Source organism: Anaerobacillus alkalilacustris (genome assembly GCF_001866005.1).
GTDB classification, from domain to species: Bacteria; Bacillota; Bacilli; order Bacillales; family Anaerobacillaceae; genus Anaerobacillus; species Anaerobacillus alkalilacustris.
The window spans coordinates 1-18,473 of the sequence record NZ_MLQR01000029.1; the positions used below are offsets into that span (position 1 = coordinate 1).

The 18,473-nt window shown below is 33.7% G+C and carries 20 protein-coding genes; 6 read left to right on the forward strand and 14 right to left on the reverse strand.

Annotated elements, in window-relative coordinates; translation table 11 throughout:
• The coding region (locus BKP37_RS21020) for a transposase domain-containing protein (protein ID WP_139193108.1) at window positions 1-156 on the forward strand (156 nt) is incomplete at its 5' end.
• Between the two features lie 408 nt (window positions 157-564).
• On the opposite strand, the gene metA is transcribed toward BKP37_RS21020, so the two are convergent.
• A complete protein-coding gene (gene metA / locus BKP37_RS10770) occupies window positions 565-1,476 on the reverse strand; it encodes a homoserine O-acetyltransferase MetA (RefSeq protein WP_071309609.1) in 912 nt (303 codons plus the stop codon).
• Between the two features lie 182 nt (window positions 1,477-1,658).
• Between metA and BKP37_RS10775 the strand changes: the two genes are divergently transcribed.
• Entirely contained in the window at window positions 1,659-2,324 is a 666-nt protein-coding gene (locus BKP37_RS10775) for a reverse transcriptase-like protein (protein WP_071309610.1), read from the forward strand.
• 25 nt (window positions 2,325-2,349) lie between these two features.
• Here the strand turns inward: BKP37_RS10775 and BKP37_RS10780 are convergent, their stop codons facing one another.
• The 10 genes from BKP37_RS10780 to BKP37_RS10825 all read right to left on the reverse strand — a co-directional run bounded on the left by BKP37_RS10780 (window position 2,350) and on the right by BKP37_RS10825 (window position 13,609).
• Window positions 2,350-3,210: a PHP domain-containing protein gene (locus BKP37_RS10780; protein ID WP_071309611.1), complete on the reverse strand. Its 861-nt coding sequence runs from the start codon at window positions 3,208-3,210 to the stop codon at window positions 2,350-2,352.
• A 50-nt stretch (window positions 3,211-3,260) separates the two neighbouring features.
• Window positions 3,261-4,082, reverse strand: a complete 822-nt coding sequence (gene nadE / locus BKP37_RS10785) for an ammonia-dependent NAD(+) synthetase (RefSeq protein ID WP_071309924.1) — start codon at window positions 4,080-4,082, stop codon at window positions 3,261-3,263.
• 328 nt (window positions 4,083-4,410) lie between these two features.
• Entirely contained in the window at window positions 4,411-4,641 is a 231-nt protein-coding gene (gene tlp, locus BKP37_RS10790; protein WP_071309612.1) for a small acid-soluble spore protein Tlp, read from the reverse strand.
• Between the two features lie 169 nt (window positions 4,642-4,810).
• On the reverse strand, window positions 4,811-5,230 hold the full coding sequence (locus BKP37_RS10795; RefSeq protein WP_071309613.1) for an acyl-CoA thioesterase: 420 nt from the start codon (window positions 5,228-5,230) through the stop codon (window positions 4,811-4,813).
• A 19-nt stretch (window positions 5,231-5,249) separates the two neighbouring features.
• Entirely contained in the window at window positions 5,250-7,580 is a 2,331-nt protein-coding gene (locus BKP37_RS10800; protein ID WP_245712506.1) for an AAA family ATPase, read from the reverse strand.
• Between the two features lie 544 nt (window positions 7,581-8,124).
• On the reverse strand, window positions 8,125-8,343 hold the full coding sequence (locus BKP37_RS10805) for a hypothetical protein (protein WP_071309614.1): 219 nt from the start codon (window positions 8,341-8,343) through the stop codon (window positions 8,125-8,127).
• A 172-nt stretch (window positions 8,344-8,515) separates the two neighbouring features.
• Window positions 8,516-9,448, reverse strand: coding sequence for a DMT family transporter (locus tag BKP37_RS10810; RefSeq protein ID WP_071309615.1), 933 nt, complete (start codon window positions 9,446-9,448; stop codon window positions 8,516-8,518).
• Window positions 9,449-9,625: 177 nt separating this feature from the next.
• Window positions 9,626-11,248, reverse strand: coding sequence for a copper resistance D family protein (locus BKP37_RS10815; protein WP_071309616.1), 1,623 nt, complete (start codon window positions 11,246-11,248; stop codon window positions 9,626-9,628).
• A 2-nt stretch (window positions 11,249-11,250) separates the two neighbouring features.
• Window positions 11,251-11,817 (reverse strand): copper resistance CopC family protein, encoded by a 567-nt coding sequence (locus tag BKP37_RS10820; RefSeq protein ID WP_071309617.1) that lies wholly within the window; start codon window positions 11,815-11,817, stop codon window positions 11,251-11,253.
• Between the two features lie 505 nt (window positions 11,818-12,322).
• Window positions 12,323-13,609, reverse strand: a complete 1,287-nt coding sequence (locus tag BKP37_RS10825; protein WP_071309618.1) for a glycoside hydrolase family 18 protein — start codon at window positions 13,607-13,609, stop codon at window positions 12,323-12,325.
• A 365-nt stretch (window positions 13,610-13,974) separates the two neighbouring features.
• Between BKP37_RS10825 and BKP37_RS10830 the strand changes: the two genes are divergently transcribed.
• Window positions 13,975-14,607 carry a TVP38/TMEM64 family protein gene (locus tag BKP37_RS10830; RefSeq protein ID WP_139193109.1) on the forward strand — a complete coding sequence of 211 codons (633 nt, stop codon included), beginning with the start codon at window positions 13,975-13,977 and terminating at the stop codon, window positions 14,605-14,607.
• Window positions 14,608-14,659: 52 nt separating this feature from the next.
• On the opposite strand, the gene BKP37_RS10835 is transcribed toward BKP37_RS10830, so the two are convergent.
• Window positions 14,660-15,112 carry a VanZ family protein gene (locus BKP37_RS10835; protein WP_071309927.1) on the reverse strand — a complete coding sequence of 151 codons (453 nt, stop codon included), beginning with the start codon at window positions 15,110-15,112 and terminating at the stop codon, window positions 14,660-14,662.
• Window positions 15,113-15,379: 267 nt separating this feature from the next.
• On the opposite strand from BKP37_RS10835, the gene ku reads away from it, so the two are divergent.
• The 3 genes from ku to ligD (BKP37_RS19300) are packed head-to-tail and all read left to right on the forward strand — an operon-like array spanning window position 15,380 to window position 18,002.
• Window positions 15,380-16,189: a non-homologous end joining protein Ku gene (ku, locus tag BKP37_RS10840; RefSeq protein WP_071309619.1), complete on the forward strand. Its 810-nt coding sequence runs from the start codon at window positions 15,380-15,382 to the stop codon at window positions 16,187-16,189.
• 2 nt (window positions 16,190-16,191) lie between these two features.
• Complete coding sequence (ligD, locus tag BKP37_RS19295; RefSeq protein WP_084034656.1) at window positions 16,192-17,118, forward strand: non-homologous end-joining DNA ligase; 927 nt, start codon at window positions 16,192-16,194, stop codon at window positions 17,116-17,118.
• Entirely contained in the window at window positions 17,094-18,002 is a 909-nt protein-coding gene (ligD, locus tag BKP37_RS19300; protein ID WP_084034657.1) for a non-homologous end-joining DNA ligase, read from the forward strand. Before ligD (BKP37_RS19295) ends, ligD (BKP37_RS19300) begins: the two co-directional genes overlap by 25 nt.
• Window positions 18,003-18,062: 60 nt before the next feature.
• Here ligD (BKP37_RS19300) and BKP37_RS10850 read toward each other — a convergent pair whose 3' ends face one another.
• Window positions 18,063-18,203 (reverse strand): acid-soluble spore protein N, encoded by a 141-nt coding sequence (locus tag BKP37_RS10850; protein ID WP_071309620.1) that lies wholly within the window; start codon window positions 18,201-18,203, stop codon window positions 18,063-18,065.
• Window positions 18,204-18,332: 129 nt separating this feature from the next.
• Window positions 18,333-18,473, reverse strand: a complete 141-nt coding sequence (locus BKP37_RS19305; protein WP_084034658.1) for an FbpB family small basic protein — start codon at window positions 18,471-18,473, stop codon at window positions 18,333-18,335.

An 18,473-nucleotide genomic window follows, 5' to 3' on the forward strand; every position in this document is an offset into this window, starting at 1 on the left:
GCGGAAACCGCTAAAAGTAACGGTGTCGATTTCTACGAATACATAAAGAAACTTTTGACGGATCTACCGAATATCGGCATCCATCAAAACCCTGAAATTTTAAATCAGTACATGCCCTGGTCCAAAATGATCCAGGTATCATGTATGAAAAAATAAATATGCCGTATATTCGATAAAAAAGTCGTGATATACGGCTATTCGTCATGCGTACCGGAAAGGTGCGCTATTTTTTATATTTCGGGCTTACTTTTGACACAGTCTAATCATTTACCTTTTCAATTGAAGAAAATTCTCTAATGGACTTATACTTATACTATAGTTCGAAAAATTCTAGTAGCTATTTCTAAAACTCGGTAGATTATAAGAAAAGCGCAAGGCGCCCGCCTATCGGCGACAAACACTGGAAGGTCGTCAATTGCGGTCTGCTCTTTGACCGCAATTGACGACCTGAAGTGATCGAGCCGATGGCGCCTGGAGCTAGACAGTTTCCAAGTTAGAAATTTATAAATTCTGATACTACAAGAAAACCCTCATTATTGTAATGAGAGTTTTCCTTCTTCGTACCTATATATTTAAATCGTAAGGAGTTTCTTGATAAACATAATAATTTAACCAATTTGAGAAAATTAAATTAGCATGCGCACGCCAACGTAGCCTTGGCGCTATAGTAGGATCATTATTAAAAAAATAATTAATTGGACAGGAAATATCTAAACCTTTTTGAATGTCTCGCTCATATTCAGTTTTTAAAGTTGTCGCATCATATTCAAAATGACCAGTAATAAAAATTTGTTTCCCATTTTTTGAAGCAACAATATTTACTCCTGCTTCTTTGGACTCCGATAAGATTTCTATATCAGGAATTTTCTCAATATCCTCTCTCCTTACCTCTGTATACCTTGACTGCGGAACGACATACTCATCGTCAAAGCCTCGTAATAAATCAACGTGTGGGTTAGAAATTGTATGCGGGAATATTCCGAAAACCTTTTCCTTCAACATATATTTGGGCACACCATAATGATAATATAAGCCTGCTTGAGCTCCCCAACAAATATGTAAAGTAGAAGTAACGTTAGAAACCGACCAGTCCATAATATCCTTTAATTCACTCCAATAAGTAACGTCTTCAAATGGAAGATGTTCAATTGGAGCGCCTGTAATTATCATCCCATCAAACTTTCGATCTTTTATTTCATCAAGAGTTTGATAAAAAGCAGTTAAATGTTTTTTTGATGTGTTTTTTGATTCATGTGTATCTGGATGTATGAAAACCACTTCTACTTGCAAAGGTGAATTCCCAAGTAAACGAAGAAGTTGTGTTTCCGTCACTTCTTTAACAGGCATTAAATTTAAAATAACAATTTTTAGAGGGCGAATATCTTGACTAAAGGCTCTGCTTTCATCCATGACAAATATATTTTCTTTAAGCAAAATTTCTTTTGCTGGTAACATATCAGGTATTTTTATAGGCATACTAAACGTCACTCCTTCATAAAACTATTCATATTCCAGTATGGATACGATCCGTATAACTTCAAATAATATTAAAGAAGTTACTCTTACTTATTGAACCCTTTTAAGTTATTAAGTTATCATGAATTTATAAAATTCGCAATTATTTATTTATTAAATTGAAAAAGTACAGGAGTGAAAGTATGAAAATACGGTTAGAAATATTATATAAACCAAAACAAGGAACAAATCAATATGAATTATCAACTGATTTTTTACCAATTCAAGAAGCACTTTTGTTAAGCGAAGATATTGAAAAAACAGGTAGAGCAACAAAAATCAATTATATTGATGAAACTGATACAACGTGGTTGAAGAAACATTTACAAAAATATATAAAAAGTTTGAAAGAAGAACCTCATAATATTCTTGTTTATTTTGATGGAGGTTACAATGAAGAAAAACGCATGGCAGGTGTAGGTGTAGCCATTTATTATGAACAAAACAATAAATATTATCGATTAAGAAAAAATCAGTCGTTAGACCAATTATCTTCAAACAACGAAGCCGAGTTCGCAGCCTTATGGTTGGCTATTAATGAATTAGAAGGTCTTGGGATACATCACCTTCCTATTACTATTAAAGGAGATTCGTTAGTAGTCATAAATCAAGCAAAAGGGGAATGGCCATGTTACGAAGAGGAACATACTCGTTGGTTAGATAGAATCGATGAAAAAATATCAGCATTAGGTCTTACCGTTAGTTACGAGTCCATTAATAGAGCTGAAAACAAAGAAGCTGACAGCTTAGCTTCTCAAGCACTATCTGAAACAATTATTGATGCCACAAGTGAAGTAAAAAAATATTAAAAACTTGGCGAAAAGCCAAGTTTTTTTATTTCTTTATTCGAGCTAATAATCTTATAGCAAACTCGTTATCTATTCGAGTCTCTCCTAGCGGTTGAGTGACTCTACCGTAATCCTCATGATGAAAATCGGACCCACCGGTTCGTAATAAGACTACACCTTGTTGTTGTTCGATTTGCTTTACAAGTTTCTCATAATGATTTTGGACTTCTAAATTATGGTCACGGTGATATACCTCCACCCCGTGTAACAATCCTGTTTTTACCCATGATGAAATTCTATCGTCCAAATTGTAATATACTGGGTGGGCTAAAATTGCAATACCTTTTGCAGCTTCTATCCATTGAAGTGCTTCTAGCGGAGTCATTTCTCTTTCCTTTTTCACATAACAAGGCTTTCCTTCAGCTAAATACTTGTCAAATGCTTCGGCAACATCGTTTACAGCCCCCATTTTAACAAGTACTTTTGCAACGTGAGGTCTACCAATACTCCCACCATCAGCTTCTTTTAGAATATCAGCTTCATTCAAATGAATATTAAGTCTTGCAAATTTTTGAACCATTTCCTGCATACGAGTTTTCCTCATCTTTTGTTGCTCACTAAGCATTGATAATAATGGTTCATAAGTTAGATCAATTCCGTAACCTAATATATGAACGCCGATGCCATTCTCTTTCGTAGAAAACTCAATACCATTAATTACGGTGATGCCTAACCTTTCCCCTTCAACTATGGCCTCTTTAACACCTGCAACCGTATCATGATCTGTAATTGCTATATACTCTAGTCCTACTTCTTTACACTTTCGTACTAATTCCTTTGGTGAATATCCACCATCCGATGCAGTTGTATGAAGGTGTAAATCCGTATTCTTTGACTCACTTCCCATGTTAACCATCCTTTTTCATGTGAAATCCTAAATGCACCATCTATAATCGGTTATTTCCACCAATCGTCATAAATACTGACTGGCCCTTGTCGTTTATGTTCTGTCAATTTGTATTTTGCTTCAATCTTATCACTTATTGTTGATGGAATGGTTTTACCCTCTAGGTAATCATCAATGTTTTCATAGGTAAAACCTAACGCAACTTCATCGGGTAAGCCAGGTTTATCGTCTTCTAAGTCCGCAGTTGGAGCTTTTAAATATAGGTGCTCAGGACAAACTAATTGTTTTAAAATCTGTTTCCCTTGACGTTTATTTAAACCATATATTGGAACAATGTCACATGCACCATCTCCATGTTTTGTAAAGAAACCTGTAATGGCTTCTGCTGAGTGATCCGTACCTACAACTAGACATTGATAATGACTAGCAATATCGTATTGTACCTTCATACGTTCTCTCGCTTTTGTATTACCTTTTAGAAAATCACTTAAATAACTTCCTGTTGCTTCTGTAAAAGAGTTCATTGATGCATCTACAGCTGGTTTTATGTTAACGGTTATTGATTTAGTAGGTTGAATAAAAGAAATCGCATCTTGTGCATCTTGCTCATCTTGCTGCTCTCCATACGGTAGACGAACAGCTATAAATACGTACTCTTTATTCCCATCGCTTTCACTGTTTAGCTCATCTATCGCCATTTGACACAATTTCCCAGTTAACGTTGAATCTTGCCCACCAGAAATCCCTAATACATATCCACTTACTCCTGTTTTATGGATGTATTGTTTTAAAAATTTAACTCGTTCTGATATTTCTGCATTTACATCAATGGTTGGTTTAACCTTCATATTTGCAATGATAGATTGTTGAATATTTTTCATCTATAATCCTCCAAATTTTTCTATGTCCCTATAGTTTACCACTTTCTGAAAATAAGCACATAAAAAAAGTAAATTTTACTAACAAATTTATAAGAAAAGCGCAAGGCGCCCGCCTATCGGCGACAAACACTGGAAGGTCGGCAAGTAGCGGTCTGCTCTTTGACCGCAATTGACGAACTGAAGTGATCGAGCCGATGGCGCCTGGAGCTAGACAGTTTCCAAGTTATAAATTTATAAATTCTGATTATATAAGAAAAGCACAAGCGCCTTGGGCTTTTAAGCAAACAAAAATGGTTAGGTAATTACCTAACCATAACCATTAATCGATCTGTCCATTATGCCGTGCAGACATCTCATCTTCAATTTCTGATTTGAATCCTTCAATACTTTGTTCTCGTCTTGCATTTTTAGATTGAATCGCTTCCCTCTCTTCAGGCTTTAAGTCTTCATTTTGTAACGTTTTATGTGCTTCTTCTAAATTTTCAATCGTATTGTTGACCATTTGTTCTAATCTTTCTACGTTATTGCTACGGTTATCTGGTTTTGCCATTATGTAAAACCTCCTATGTTTAAAGTAAAAATACTTGCTTTTGTTTTCAAATAGATGTCTACCATGTTGTTTAACGAAAGCTCTATTATTGTACTATCACTGTATAAGGATCACTCCGTGAAAGTACAAGGTTATTTTTCACTTTGAAGAAAGTTTTATTCATACAAGCTTATGACTTTTTTATTTTTTCATACACTTCATGCCAATTCGGGAATTTACGCTTCATAGAGATTGGACGGAACGAATCTTTAGTGACACAAACATGTTCACTAGTACCTGTTAAACAGGTGACTCCCTCTCCATTCACAATTTCATAACCATATGTCACCTTCACACCAGAATACTCCTCTACCCATGTTCTAACTTCAACAGTTTCTCCATATTTTGCAGGATACTTATAAGAAAACTGAACATTTATTACTGGAGATAGTACTCCTTCTTTTTCCATATCAGCATACTTAAATCCCATTTCTTCAATGATTTTCGTTCTTCCTATTTCGCACCAAACAAGATAGTTTGCATGGTAAACTACTCCCATTTGGTCTGTTTCTGCATAACGAACCTCTACTTTCGTCTTAGAAATATACATGGAAACTCACCTCTCTAAATCAATTACACCCTTTAAAATCTTCAATTACAAGCTCAGATAGTTGCTTTTTTGTTAACTCTTCTCCATCATTCATTATCCGAAAAGAATGATGTTGAATTGCTAAATCTACTAAATCTTTTGCGTATCGACCATTTCCTTTTGGATTTTGATCATTCAGTCTAGAAAATACATATGTTTTAACATCTTCTTTTATTGAATACCCATACAGGTTCGCATTCAGGTTGACCATTTGGACAAGTTCTTCAACAGTATAGTCACTAAAATAAAAGTACTTCTTAAAACGAGAAGCAAGGCCAGGATTGCTTTCAATAAGTGTTTCGATTTCATTTGGATATCCTGCTAAAATAACAACTAAGTTCTCATTATGTTTTGTCATTTCATCAACTAATGTATCGATAGCCTCTTTTCCGAAATCACCTTGACCACCGATTAAAGAGTAAGCCTCATCAATAAACAATATACCACCTAATGCTTCTCTTATTTTCTTCTTCGTCTTCAAAGCGGTTTGACCAGTAAAGCCTGCTACAAGATCTCCTCTAGCGGCAACAACTAGGTGTCCTCTTTTTAACAACCCTAATTCTTTTAAAATTTTTGCATATATTTTTGCTACGGTTGTTTTCCCTGTACCTGGGTTACCGGTAAAAACTGAATGAAGTTGAAGAGGGACAGTCGGTAGTTTCTTCTCCCGACGTAACTGCTGGACTTTTACAAATGATATTAGCGACTTTACTTCTTTTTTTATTTCCTGTAAACCTATGAGTCCTTCAAGCTGCTGAATACCATCCTCTTCTTTTTCATCGTTATTATGAACACGAACATCATCAACAGTTAAAATTGTAAAATCTTCACTCCGATGTGGTTCATGTAACTGAACAATTGAACCTTTTTGAAAAATAGCATCTAAAACAATATTTTTTACAGTACGTGCATTGCCAAACGATGCATCTACTTGCTCATTTTCAATACGCTTTCTTAATTCAATAATCGCTTCTTCAGAAAAAGTAAAATCATTATCAAGTGCTACCAATTCAGCAATGTTAATTAACTCATTCACTGTATAGTTTCGTAAATGGATATGGTTATTTTCCGGAAAACGACTTCTCAACCCTGGATTTGCCCATAGAAATTGGCGCATTTCCTCTGGGTACCCAGCTAAAATCACCGCAAACTTGCCCGCATATTCACTACTCGTCATTTGAGATACGAGGGTATCAATAGCCGTTTGACCATAATCGTTGCCGCTACTATCTTGTCTTTTTAAACTATAAGCTTCATCAATAAAAAGAACTCCACCCACAGCTTGTTTTATTATATTAATCGTATTCTCTTCTGTTTGTCCTACATAACCACCTACTAAGTGGGACCTGTCCACTTCTATTACTTCTTCTCGTGGTAATATTCCAAGTTCATAATATATCTTTGCAAGTAATCTTGCTAAAGTAGTTTTACCAGTACCTGGATTGCCTGTTAAGATCATATTTAAACTGAGTTCATCTTTTAATTGATAACCCATTTCTTTTCGAATGTTTTGATATTGTAAATAACGATACAGTTTCTCGACACGATCCTTTACTTCAGTTAAACCTATCATCTTTTTCAAGTCAGTTAATGCAACCCTTTGATCATTGTCTGTTTTTATTTCATCATCAGCAATCGTATTTATCCATTGAATGTGAAGCTCTTCAATTTCAGAGATTGTTTTTTTCACTTCAAGTAATTGTGATTTAGAATAGTAAATCCCCTTCACTGAGTCAGAATAAGCCTCTGTTGATTTTACAATAGTACGTAACTGTTTTTTTAACGCTTGCAGAATATCATTTAAATTCTCAAATCTTATAATAAGTTCATCATCATATAGTCGTCTTGCTGCACTAATTAAGGATTGAACAATCGCTTCATACTTCGTAGCGCGATCAAAAAAGTCGTTGGCTATATTTAAATAATCAGCAGCTAATTTTTTCTTTGCATTTCCGTGATCTGTTTCTCGAATTTGTGGAAACTGTTTAGGAAGAAGAGATGTTTCTAAAAGCTTAAAATAAATTTTAATAAATACTTCGTTTATTAAATGATCAAGAGGATCGACTTCCATAGCCTTATCAAGTCTATCTAATGTAATTTGATCGAGCTCATGTATTCGAGCAAACCTGGCGTAAGCTGCCAGCGCATATAATTTTGCTACTAATTTATTTCTTTTATTTGATTGGTCTGTTATCCCCTCTAGCATTTGGAGCATTCTTACTATATGTCCCTCTTGTACTACTTCAAGTTGTTTACACCACTCAATGACCTTTGTTTCTATTTCATTCATATTAATCGTATCATTACTCACTTTAGCACCCGCCTAATTCCACAGCATTTTTAACATTGTTATTAGAAAATAACACTATATATATTTTATCATTTCTTAGCGCTATTCTCACTCTTACAGCATTGGAACTTAGTTCAATCAAGAAAAGCGCAAGCGCCTTGGTCACGAGCGAAAGGCACTGGATGGCCTTTGACAGAAGCCGCTCTTTGGCTTCCTACGTGCTTCTGCGTCTTCTAGTATTGCTTCGTAGTAAGCTTCCTCGAAGCAGTGTTTTGTGCGACGAGTAACCGCAGGAGCAAAGCTGCATGAAGCTATTCAGAGACGTTATTCATGTAGTTATTGAAGTCAGTAACTTGACTGAAGTGACCGAGCTCGTAGGCTGCTTGCGCTAGACAGTTTCCAAGTTAGAAATTTATAAATTCTGATTATATGAAAAAAACTTAGAAGAAGTACATAGAGCTTTTTTCAACTAAGTCTATACAAGAAGAATTTATTCAATAGGTGCTAAAGGTAATTTAATAATTTTTAAAATTAAAAAGGATAAGAATATATCTCTCATCCCTTTTTAATGACGAATAATTTTTTTGTATTTTTCAATTTCCATTAAATATTTTTGTAGCTCTGACCTACATAATTCTTGTTTCTTACATAGTAACGTTTTTGAAATTAAGTTTAATTCATCCTTTAATCCATCAACACGAAACCCTTGATCAATATATTCTTTCACCCTTTTGTAATAGGCAATAATTTCGCTCGTCGTCATTTCTGTATAACACATTTCCATAGTATCACTCCTAGTAGTAGATTTATGTTTTAAGGGTTATAATACTACTTATTTTATACTGCTAGAAATAGTGCTTCAAACAAATTCGTTCATCAAATTCTTGGTCGATTCGACCTAACGTAAACATTTTTTCAGTATAATGTAGACAACAATAGAACAATGTCGATTTTTCTTATGCTGTTCGCTGCTTCTTTTCATTCTTTGACGATTTCCAGCCTTTCTTATACGTACTAAGGGTTACCCCAGTTAATACAAAAAAAGCACCTATTAAATGAGGAATAGTTAATTGCTCATTTAAAAATACATTTGCCATAATAACAGCTGAAATAGGCATAAAATTTATAAAAATAGATGCCCTTGCTGCCCCTATTTGTTGAATACCATAATAGTACATAATAAAAGAAATAACTGTTACAAAAACACTCATGTGACCAATCGCTACCCAAGCATCTATAGTACTATTTGTTAAATCCGAAACAGTTGTTTCATATAAAGCAAATGGTAGTAAGAACAGTGTTCCAAAACATACAGCATAAGTTGTTGATACAATGGAACTATATTTTCTTAAAACTACTCGACCGATTACACTATAAAGTGCCCAACATATCAATGCTCCAATTAAAATTAAATCGATAGGCTCAAATGCCATAGTTAAAAAAATACTGAGGTTACCATTAGTTATGATAAAGGAAACCCCTAATAAAGCGAAAATTAAACCTACAACTTGATTTTTTGATATTTTCTCTTTCAAAAATAGCGCAGATAATATAATAATTAAAACTGGATTAGAAGCAATAAATAAGGAGCTTTTAATAACTGGTGCATGTTTAGATGCTAAGAAAAAGAATATGTTGTAAAAACAAATACCAGTTAAGCCTAGCAATGCAAATAAAAACCAGTCTTTTAATGTTGGTTTTGGAATATTACGTTCCTTATACCACATTAACGGGAATAGAAGAATTACTGCACCTAAAAATCTGAAAAAAGCAACTGTTGCCGCTTCGAAGCTTTGGATTGCTATTTTTCCTGCAATAAAAGCACTTCCCCATGTACTTGTTGCTAAGAAAAGCATTAGATATATGAGCCACATTTTCTTATTATTCATTAAAACCGATCACCTACTTGTTTTTCGATAATCGAAATATACCTCATTTCCGTCGAATTTTCCATCGTTTTTCAAAAGAAAAAGGTAAAAAGTCGGAAAAATCCGTCTCTTTACCCTTTTATCCATTAGCTGTTATGAAGAAACACACTCTTTCACTTCTTTCTAAGGAGCTTTTATTTAATGACAATACGCATCTGTTTCCATGATCCCGCGCATATAATCGCCAACCTCATTTTCTGACTGATCATAAAAAATAATCGGATGGAGAGCTTCCCACTGGTCATTTGAATAGGAAAGATTAAAAAAAGATTGATTCTTAATGGGAACTTTTTTATGTTCACCTTCATACCTAATTTCTACAGTATCCACATCTTTTGGCTCTTGAATAAAACCAAATGTAACATACGTAAAAGAGTACCCTTGTTGTAACCAAGGACCATCGGTAATAAGGAATGTTCTAATTTTATAATCTGTCTCAATTATCGGAATGCCACCAATAGTTAGACGACTATCCCAAATGCGTTCATAGCCTGATTCACTCTCAAATAAAAGTTCACTAATTAGCTCAGATTCATTAATTGTGTATAAAACATAAATGATGTCATCATACCTATTTCCTTTTTGTAGAATAGTTAACTGATCATTTTCTTGATGTCCTTTCAAAATCGCTTCCTCAACCGAATGAAAAATGACACCCTCACTCATAAACGTATTTTCTACAGAAATAGTTGTCATAACAAAAAGGTAACTAGCAATAAGAAAAATGGCACTACTAATTATTCCTTTAAAGATGCGATTATTTACAAATGCTGTACGAAAAAGAAAGAAAACACAAACCAAAACCATAATGATAAATACATAACTTACTAAACTACCTGAAAATACAACGGTCGAATAGGGCCCAACACTTCCATGAAATTTTTCGAATATGGAAGATGGTTGCGTTCGTTCAAGTGTAACTGAAACATTATGAGGAGGTGTAGACTCAGTCATAAGAGCTGTAATAAATAAAACTAGTAGGATAAATACACTTTCTAAACGTAACCACTTTTTAGGTCGGAACGAAGAATCTCTTTTTAGTTTCCTTCTAATAATAATTCCATTAATGACACCATATAAAATGATTAAAATAAATAGAAGGTGTTTGAGTAGTAAAAATTGCCCATATGATAACATAAATGAATTTGCATACTCGGGTGTAGTTCCACCCATTAAAAACAAACCTGAAAAGGTTACGGTTAGAACAGAAGTAATCGCAACTGGTGTGTACCACTTTAAAAATGCAAGCCAATTTTGTTCGTCTATCGCACATAGTCCAATAACAAAGAGAATACCAACCCAAATACTAACACTTAAAAAATGCATCCCATGAGTGATGTAACCAAGATTAGGTTGTAACGACGCCATATGGCTTCCTTTTGAAACAATGAAAATCATAACAATCCCTAACAACAATGCCACAAAATATACGAAACGTTTATCTTTTTTATTTAGTATTATTGTTATTGCTAAAAAAATACCGATAACAACCGTCACCAACCAGGTTTTACCTATCGTAAAATTAGTTAATACAAGTTCCAACCCTTGAAAAAAAGAAAGACTAAAAATGTTTGAAACATAACTAACTGAAGAAAAAATCGGTACAAAGCTTAACATAATAATACTTAGAACAACTAAAGCAAAAGCACTTCGTTTTATTTTTATTGATGGACGTTTAGTTGTTGGAACTAAGGTAAGTATTAATCCACCAATTAAAAATGCAAATGACGGATATAACAATGCCTTACTTAATACAACCAAAATTATCCCTTCCTTCTATATATAAATAGAAATACCGCCACACCAATTACTATTAGGCTAATAATAAACGGAAGATTAGAGCTTTGTTTATCAGCTATTACGTTTTTGGACTCTTCTTTTCTTAATTCATTTTCACCGTTAAGCACTTCATCCAGCTGCTCGATCTCTTCGATTTCTTCAACCTTTTCATGTTCGACTTCTTCTTTTACTGGTAAATAAATCGAAAAGTGGAAAACTCCGTCTGTTGGATGTCCATCATCACCGATAACAGCCCACCGCACTTCATAGTTATCTGTTTGCAACGCTTCCTCTAACGTTACATAAATGTTAGGACTCTCAACTGTTAATTCCTTAATAGCAATACTGTTTTCTTCAGAACCATAAATCTCAACGATACTACTTTTTTCTATGCCTGCGTTAAATACTAACTCAAGTTCAGAGACTTCTTCTTCGATAACTGATCCGTGTTCAGGAAATGAGTTTTGTAAGTATGAATGTGCCCCGTTATGGTTGGGAAAAACAAAAATAGGTAAAAACAAAATAAAAATTATTAGTATTTGCTTATTCATAAAATTATGACCTCCACGTTCTCTAATTCCAAGTTATTAACTTTGTTTTATAATATTGTTATCATAACAAACTTGTTAAAAGATAGAAAGTAGAATGCATATGTAAACATACATTTGAATTCATAGTAAATTAGCTTAAACCTAATGTAAATGAAAAGTGTTTCCTAATTTACTTCGGTTGCTAAAGTTTTATTTTCCAAACACAAAGAAAAACGCAAAAAATAATATAGTTCTTTGCGTTTTCATAATTATACCTTTTTTGACTACTAAATAATTTTAACCCATATGGCTTTTTCAAATGTCATTTATATTATGGTTAGACCCCCAAAGTCCACTGCTTTGGAATCAGTTTTTGCCAATCACAATATGTGGAAGTGACTGACACTGTATATCGTACCTTAGGGCGACCGAAAACCTTTTGGGGTGTGAACCATATTAATATATGTTTCTAATTATCGATTCGAGGGTTAAGGAACTCGTTTAAGTTTTCACTTCGTTTTTGTACTTATAATTTTCTTACTTGAAAGTTTTCTTCAATTAGTAACCAATTCTGCGGGAATGGTAAACCTAACTTCCAATAACTAACCCCTCTTAGTCCTAGTTCTTTTAATAAATTGAATTTTGCTTGGATGCTTCTTGCATCCTCAAACCATACGATATGTTCATTTCCTTGATCATCTACATATTCAAAAAAAGGTGCTTGCGCAACATAATCATACTCAATTATTACATTTCTATCTCTTGCTAACTCTATCGCAGCTTGGGGACTAAGTGCTCTAGCGTACTCTCCACCAGGAACGTAAGGTAACGTCCAATCATAACCATATAAATTTTGTCCCATCATAATTTTTTCACCTGGCATTTCAGTAAGAGCATATTCTAATACTTCTCGCACTGGTCCAATTGGAGACACCGGCATTGGAGGACCACCACTATATCCCCATTCATACGTCATTATAACGACAAAGTCAACAATTTCACCATGAGCACGATAATCATGAGCTTCATACCATGGTCCAGGTTGATCAGCTCTAGTTTTCGGAGCTAATGCTGTTGAAATTAACAAACCTTCTGCCCGTATTGTATCTGCTGCTTTTCTTAAAAATTGATTATAAGCGTCTCGATCTTCTGGTCTTAAGAACTCCAAGTCAAAATGAATATCACTATAGCCAACCCTACGAGCCTCTTCAATAATGGTTGTTAAGAGAACATCTTGCAAAGCTTGATCATTTAAAATAATCGCTCCCACTTCATCACTAAACTGACCACCTTCCAAATTTGTAACGACCATCATTAATGTCGCTTGATGATTAGCAGCAATTTGTGGTAATTCACCTAAAGGTGGCTCCCGTAAAGTCCCATCTCTTTCTATTTCATAACTGAATGGTGCTAAATATGTCAAATGAAGAGCTGCTCTTCTTGATGCATCAAGTAAGGCTTCACTAACAACCCCTCCCATCGGTTCCACATAAGCGTTTGTTTCTTTTACTGGTCTCGCTAGAGGTGGAATATACAATCTCAATCCAACAGGTAATATTGATTCCACAGGAATTTGATTTATTTGAGCTAGGCTGTAATAATTAATTCCGTACCTTTGAGCAATAGACCAAAGGCTATCCCCTTGTTGGACCCAATAAAATCGTCCCACTATAGGAATTACGATTGTTTGACCAATAACTAGTCTACCTGGCTCTGGAATTTCATTAGCAGCTACTATATTTTCTACCGTTGTGCCGTAAGCTTGTGCAATTCCATAAAGTGTTTGGCCTGCTTGTATTGTATGAATTTGCAATTACATTTCCCTCCCATTTCTATTAGTAATATTTTATTTACTTTAATGAATTTCAAAATTCATTACTCTGCCACTAAGATACTAGATATAGTTACGCAAAATCCTCTATAACTATATATAGAATTAAACAGCTCATTTTGAAAATTATGAAATTCACTCACTTCAATTAATATTACGATAGGAATGGCGCACATATGTCATTTTAATCTGCATAGTGCATCGCTTCAAACAATACGAGTCTTATTGCCGCTTAAGAGTGGGATAAACTTTGCGATAAGTAAATCTAAACCATGATAATTATGATAAAATGGAGAAGTTCAAAAAGAACCTACAAAGGGAAGGATTATTTTTTTAGGAGTGACATCATGAACAAAGGGATTTTATTTATTTTTTACCTTTTAATCGCCGTAGCGATCTACTTATTTCAAGAAGAACTTCTCATTTGGTTTCAAGAAACAAGGGAGACCTCGATTTTTCTGACTATGTTTATTGCAACATTGTTTGCTCTATTCCCGATTATCCCCTTTCCTATTATCGGTGGGATTATTGGTGCAATGTATGGCACCTTTTTAGGTGGATTTGTAACGTGGGTCGCATCAACAGCTGCCTCACTAATTATGTTTTTATTTATTCGTTTCGTCTTCCAAAACTGGGGGTTAAAAGTTATTAACCGTTATAAAAGGTTAGAACTGGTGACAGTCATGTTCGAGAGAAATGCCTTTATAACTATTTTAGTTTCTCGTCTCATTCCCTTTATTCCATCGATTGTAGTAAATGCATATAGCGCTGTGAGTCGAGTTTCTTTTATAAGCTATTCAGTTGCCTCAAGTCTAGGTAAAATTCCTGCCATGCTTTTATTTGCTGTATTAGGACATTCGTTTGTTTCTACTAACCAAGAAGTCATTTTTGTAGTTGGTATTTATGTACTTATCATTTTATTTACAATTTATTTATACACTCGTTGGAAAAAAGCTATTTTTTTAAAAGAAACGAAATAACAAAAGAGGATGAATCGTTAATTAGCATAGCTAATTACAAAATTCATCCTCTTTATGTTTTAATAATAAGTATTCTTGCTTTCACCCAAAAGCAAAGCTTGATTAAGATTGCTCCAATAAAGGCACCTAACGTATTTAATATCACATCATCAATATTTGATACCCTATACGTAAATAAAAATTGACTCGTTTCAATGAAAATTGAAAGGAGCATCCCCATCATTGTAGTAGCTATAATTGATTTACGTAACCTTTTCATTACTATCGGTGCTAAAAAACCAAAAGGCAAGAACAATACAATATTACCAACTAGTATCTTTAAAGGATCCATAATAGTTGGACTAAATACAGCAATTCGATAAATACTTCGAAATGGAATAATATTATAATTTCTTCCCCCTGGGCCAACCGGTCCTAAAGATGCACCATAATTCCATGCAAATAGAGTCAAATAGATAACCAACGCTAAATAAAGAAAGAAACAAATAATTAATATGCTTTTCATTTTCTTTTGTATCGGTTTAGTTGAATGTTGATAAATATGGTTATTCTTATTTTGCGGATGAATATCAAACACTTCCTTTTAAGACGTTTCTACTCCATTATTAACTGTCAACCCTATTTTGACAAGTACTATTTTAACTGAAATATAGACATACACCTAGTTTAGCAAATAGGTAAAAGCTTACAGTTTGATGTGTTTGAATGAGCGCATAATAAAACTAGTTCTACTTTTATCCTTTTATATAAAATGGAAAAGGAGTGATTATAAATGCATACGATGTGGAAAGGCTCAATCAGTTTTGGTTTAGTCCATATTCCAATTAAACTTTTTTCTGCCACTGAAAATAAAGATATCAAACTTAGAATGATACACAAAGAATGCAATAGTCCAATTAAATACGAACGAACATGTCCAGTCTGTGAAAAAGAAGTTGAAAATCATGAAATTGTTAAAGGATATGAATACGAACCTGGAAAATTCGTACTTTTAGAAGATGATGATTTAGAAAAATTAGAAAAGGAACAAAATAAAAGCGTTGAAATCATTGATTTTGTTAAGTTAGAGGAGATTGACCCAATTTATTTTAATCGTTCCTATTTTATTGGACCAAACGACAACGGCCAAAAGGCTTATATGTTATTAAAACAAGCAATGGAACAATCGGGTAAGATTGGCATTGCTAAAATTACGATCCGTTCTAAACAACATTTAGCGGTAGTCAGAGTTTTTAAGAATGCACTAGTTCTAGAAACCATTTACTTTCCTGATGAAGTACGAAATATTGAACAAATTCCAGGAATACCGGAAAATATTGAATTAAGTACGAAAGAAATGGATACAGCTATCCAATTAATTGAACAGTTAACAACAACTTTTAACCCTGAGAAATATACCGATGATTACCGTACTGCTCTTATGGATTTAATCCAAACGAAAATTACTGGAAACGAGGTTCGTACGGCTAAAGAAGCCCCACAAACAAATGTTGTTGATTTAATGGAAGCTTTGCAAGCAAGTATCGATCAAACAAAACCGAAAAAACGAAGAACGACTAGGAAGAAGAAAGCGACTGGTTAAGATTGAAATTATTAAAACCAATGTTACCTACACTCGTAACGGAAATACCTAATGGTCCTAATTGGTTATATGAAGTGAAGTACGATGGATTTAGAGCAATGATCTATATCAATGAAACGGAAACAAAAATCATTAGTCGGAACCTAAAACTGTTAAATGATCAATTTCCTGAGATAACTCTTCTCTTTCGACAACTATCTACACAATTAAAGTTACCTATTATATTAGATGGTGAACTTTGTGTATTAGAAACAGACATTAAAGCTAATTTTGATAAGATCCAAAAAAGAGGACGATTAAAAAATAAAGACAAGGTTGTACAAGCAGAAGAGTTATACCCTGTGACTTATCTAGCTTTTGACTTACTAATGGAAAATGGAATTTCATTGACAAAAAAAACACTCACAGATAGAAAGAAAAATCTTATAGAACTCTTTAAAGAGTTCGAGCATACCCATTTATTTAAAATTGTCCAACCTTATGAAGATGAAATAAAACTTTGGGATTTAATAAAAAGAGAACATGGAGAAGGAATTATCGCCAAGCAAAAAGACAGTAGATGGATTGAGGGGCAACGATCTAAACAATGGTTAAAAATAAAGAACATGTCAATTGCCACATTTTTTATTATCGGATATGACGAAACGAACGCTTTTTTTCACATTGGTTGTATCCATAATCGAATAGTTAAGATGATCGGTAAAGTAGGACAAGGCTTTTCCAAAGAAGAAAAAGAGACATTAATTGATATTGTAAAAAAAAATAGCCATAAAAAACTTCAACATATTCTTTATGTTAAACCCGGAATTTGTATTGAAGTTGAATTTTTAGAAATGAGTAAAAATGAGCTGAGACATCCAAAATTCCGTCGGTTTCGATTTGATAAACATTGGGAGGATTGTTTATGGGAAGCAATACCCAAGGGATAACAATTGATGGGGAACTAATAAATATAACAAATATAGACAAAATTCTTTGGCCGAAATTAACCATAAAAAAATACAACTATTTAAAGTACTTATCAATTGTAGCTCCTTTTATGCTTCCCTTTTTAAAAGATCGGTTATTAACAGTCATACGCTTTCCTAATGGCGTTAACCAAGAATCCTTTTATCAAAAAAATTGTCCAGATTATGCGCCACCATTTGTAGATACAAAACAAATAGATAATATTAATTACATCGTTTGCTCAAAACTTGCTACATTATTTTGGTTAGGAAATCAAGCAGCTATTGAATTTCATATTCCTTATCAAACTGTTTACAGTAATAACCCTAATGAGATTGTTTTAGACTTGGATCCACCTTCGCAAAACGAATTTTCGTTAGCTGTCGAAGCAGCTTTAATATTAAAAGAGATATTTGAACAACTAAAACTTCACTCCTTTATTAAGACATCTGGGAATAAAGGGTTACAAATCTATATACCTTTAAATGGACACTTCACATATGAGGAAACGAGAATTTTCACTAGTTTTATCGCAAAATATTTAGAAACAAAATATCCAGAAGCATTTACAACCGAACGTCTGAAGAAAAAACGTCATAACCGACTATACATTGACTTTTTACAGCACGGGGAGGGAAAAACTATCATTGCACCCTATTCACTTAGAGGTAATGATGATGCCCTTATGGCTACCCCCTTACATTGGTCTGAAGTAACAAACAAACTTCATCCATCACAATTTCCTATGACAGAAGTGATAGCAAGGTTACAAAGTGGGACCAACCCTTTTAAGGATTTTTTTGATATCGAAAATAAAGAAGCATTTAAAAAAGTATTAGAAACGATAAAGCAGGCTAGCTATTAATGTATTAAAAATAACTAGCCTGCTTTTTTAATGATAATGATACAATTTAACTTCCCTACACTATCCTTTTGGTGGAACGTAGTCCGGGCTTTCATTTCCTTTAGTCGCCATTTTTTTACCGTTATTTATATCAGATTCACGAGGTTGAGTACCTAAATGATTAGGTCTAAATTTATCGAAAGCATGTTTTGATTTAGCCAATTTTGATTCCCCCCTTCATGATATTAATATTAGCTATCATCAACTCCAATATGTTATGAAGCTGTTTCAGCATTTTCAATAAAGTGGGAAAAGCAGAAAAATATTAAAGGTAAAGCCGAATATTAGGCTTTACCAGTTTTCTTTTAAACGTTGATAATGCTTATTATCAAGGCGTTCTTCAATTTTTTCAATTGCTTCTTCATCATTTAAGAGCTCTTTTTTATTTTTACTTACTAACTCATCAAATGACATCTTTCTAAATTTCCTCAT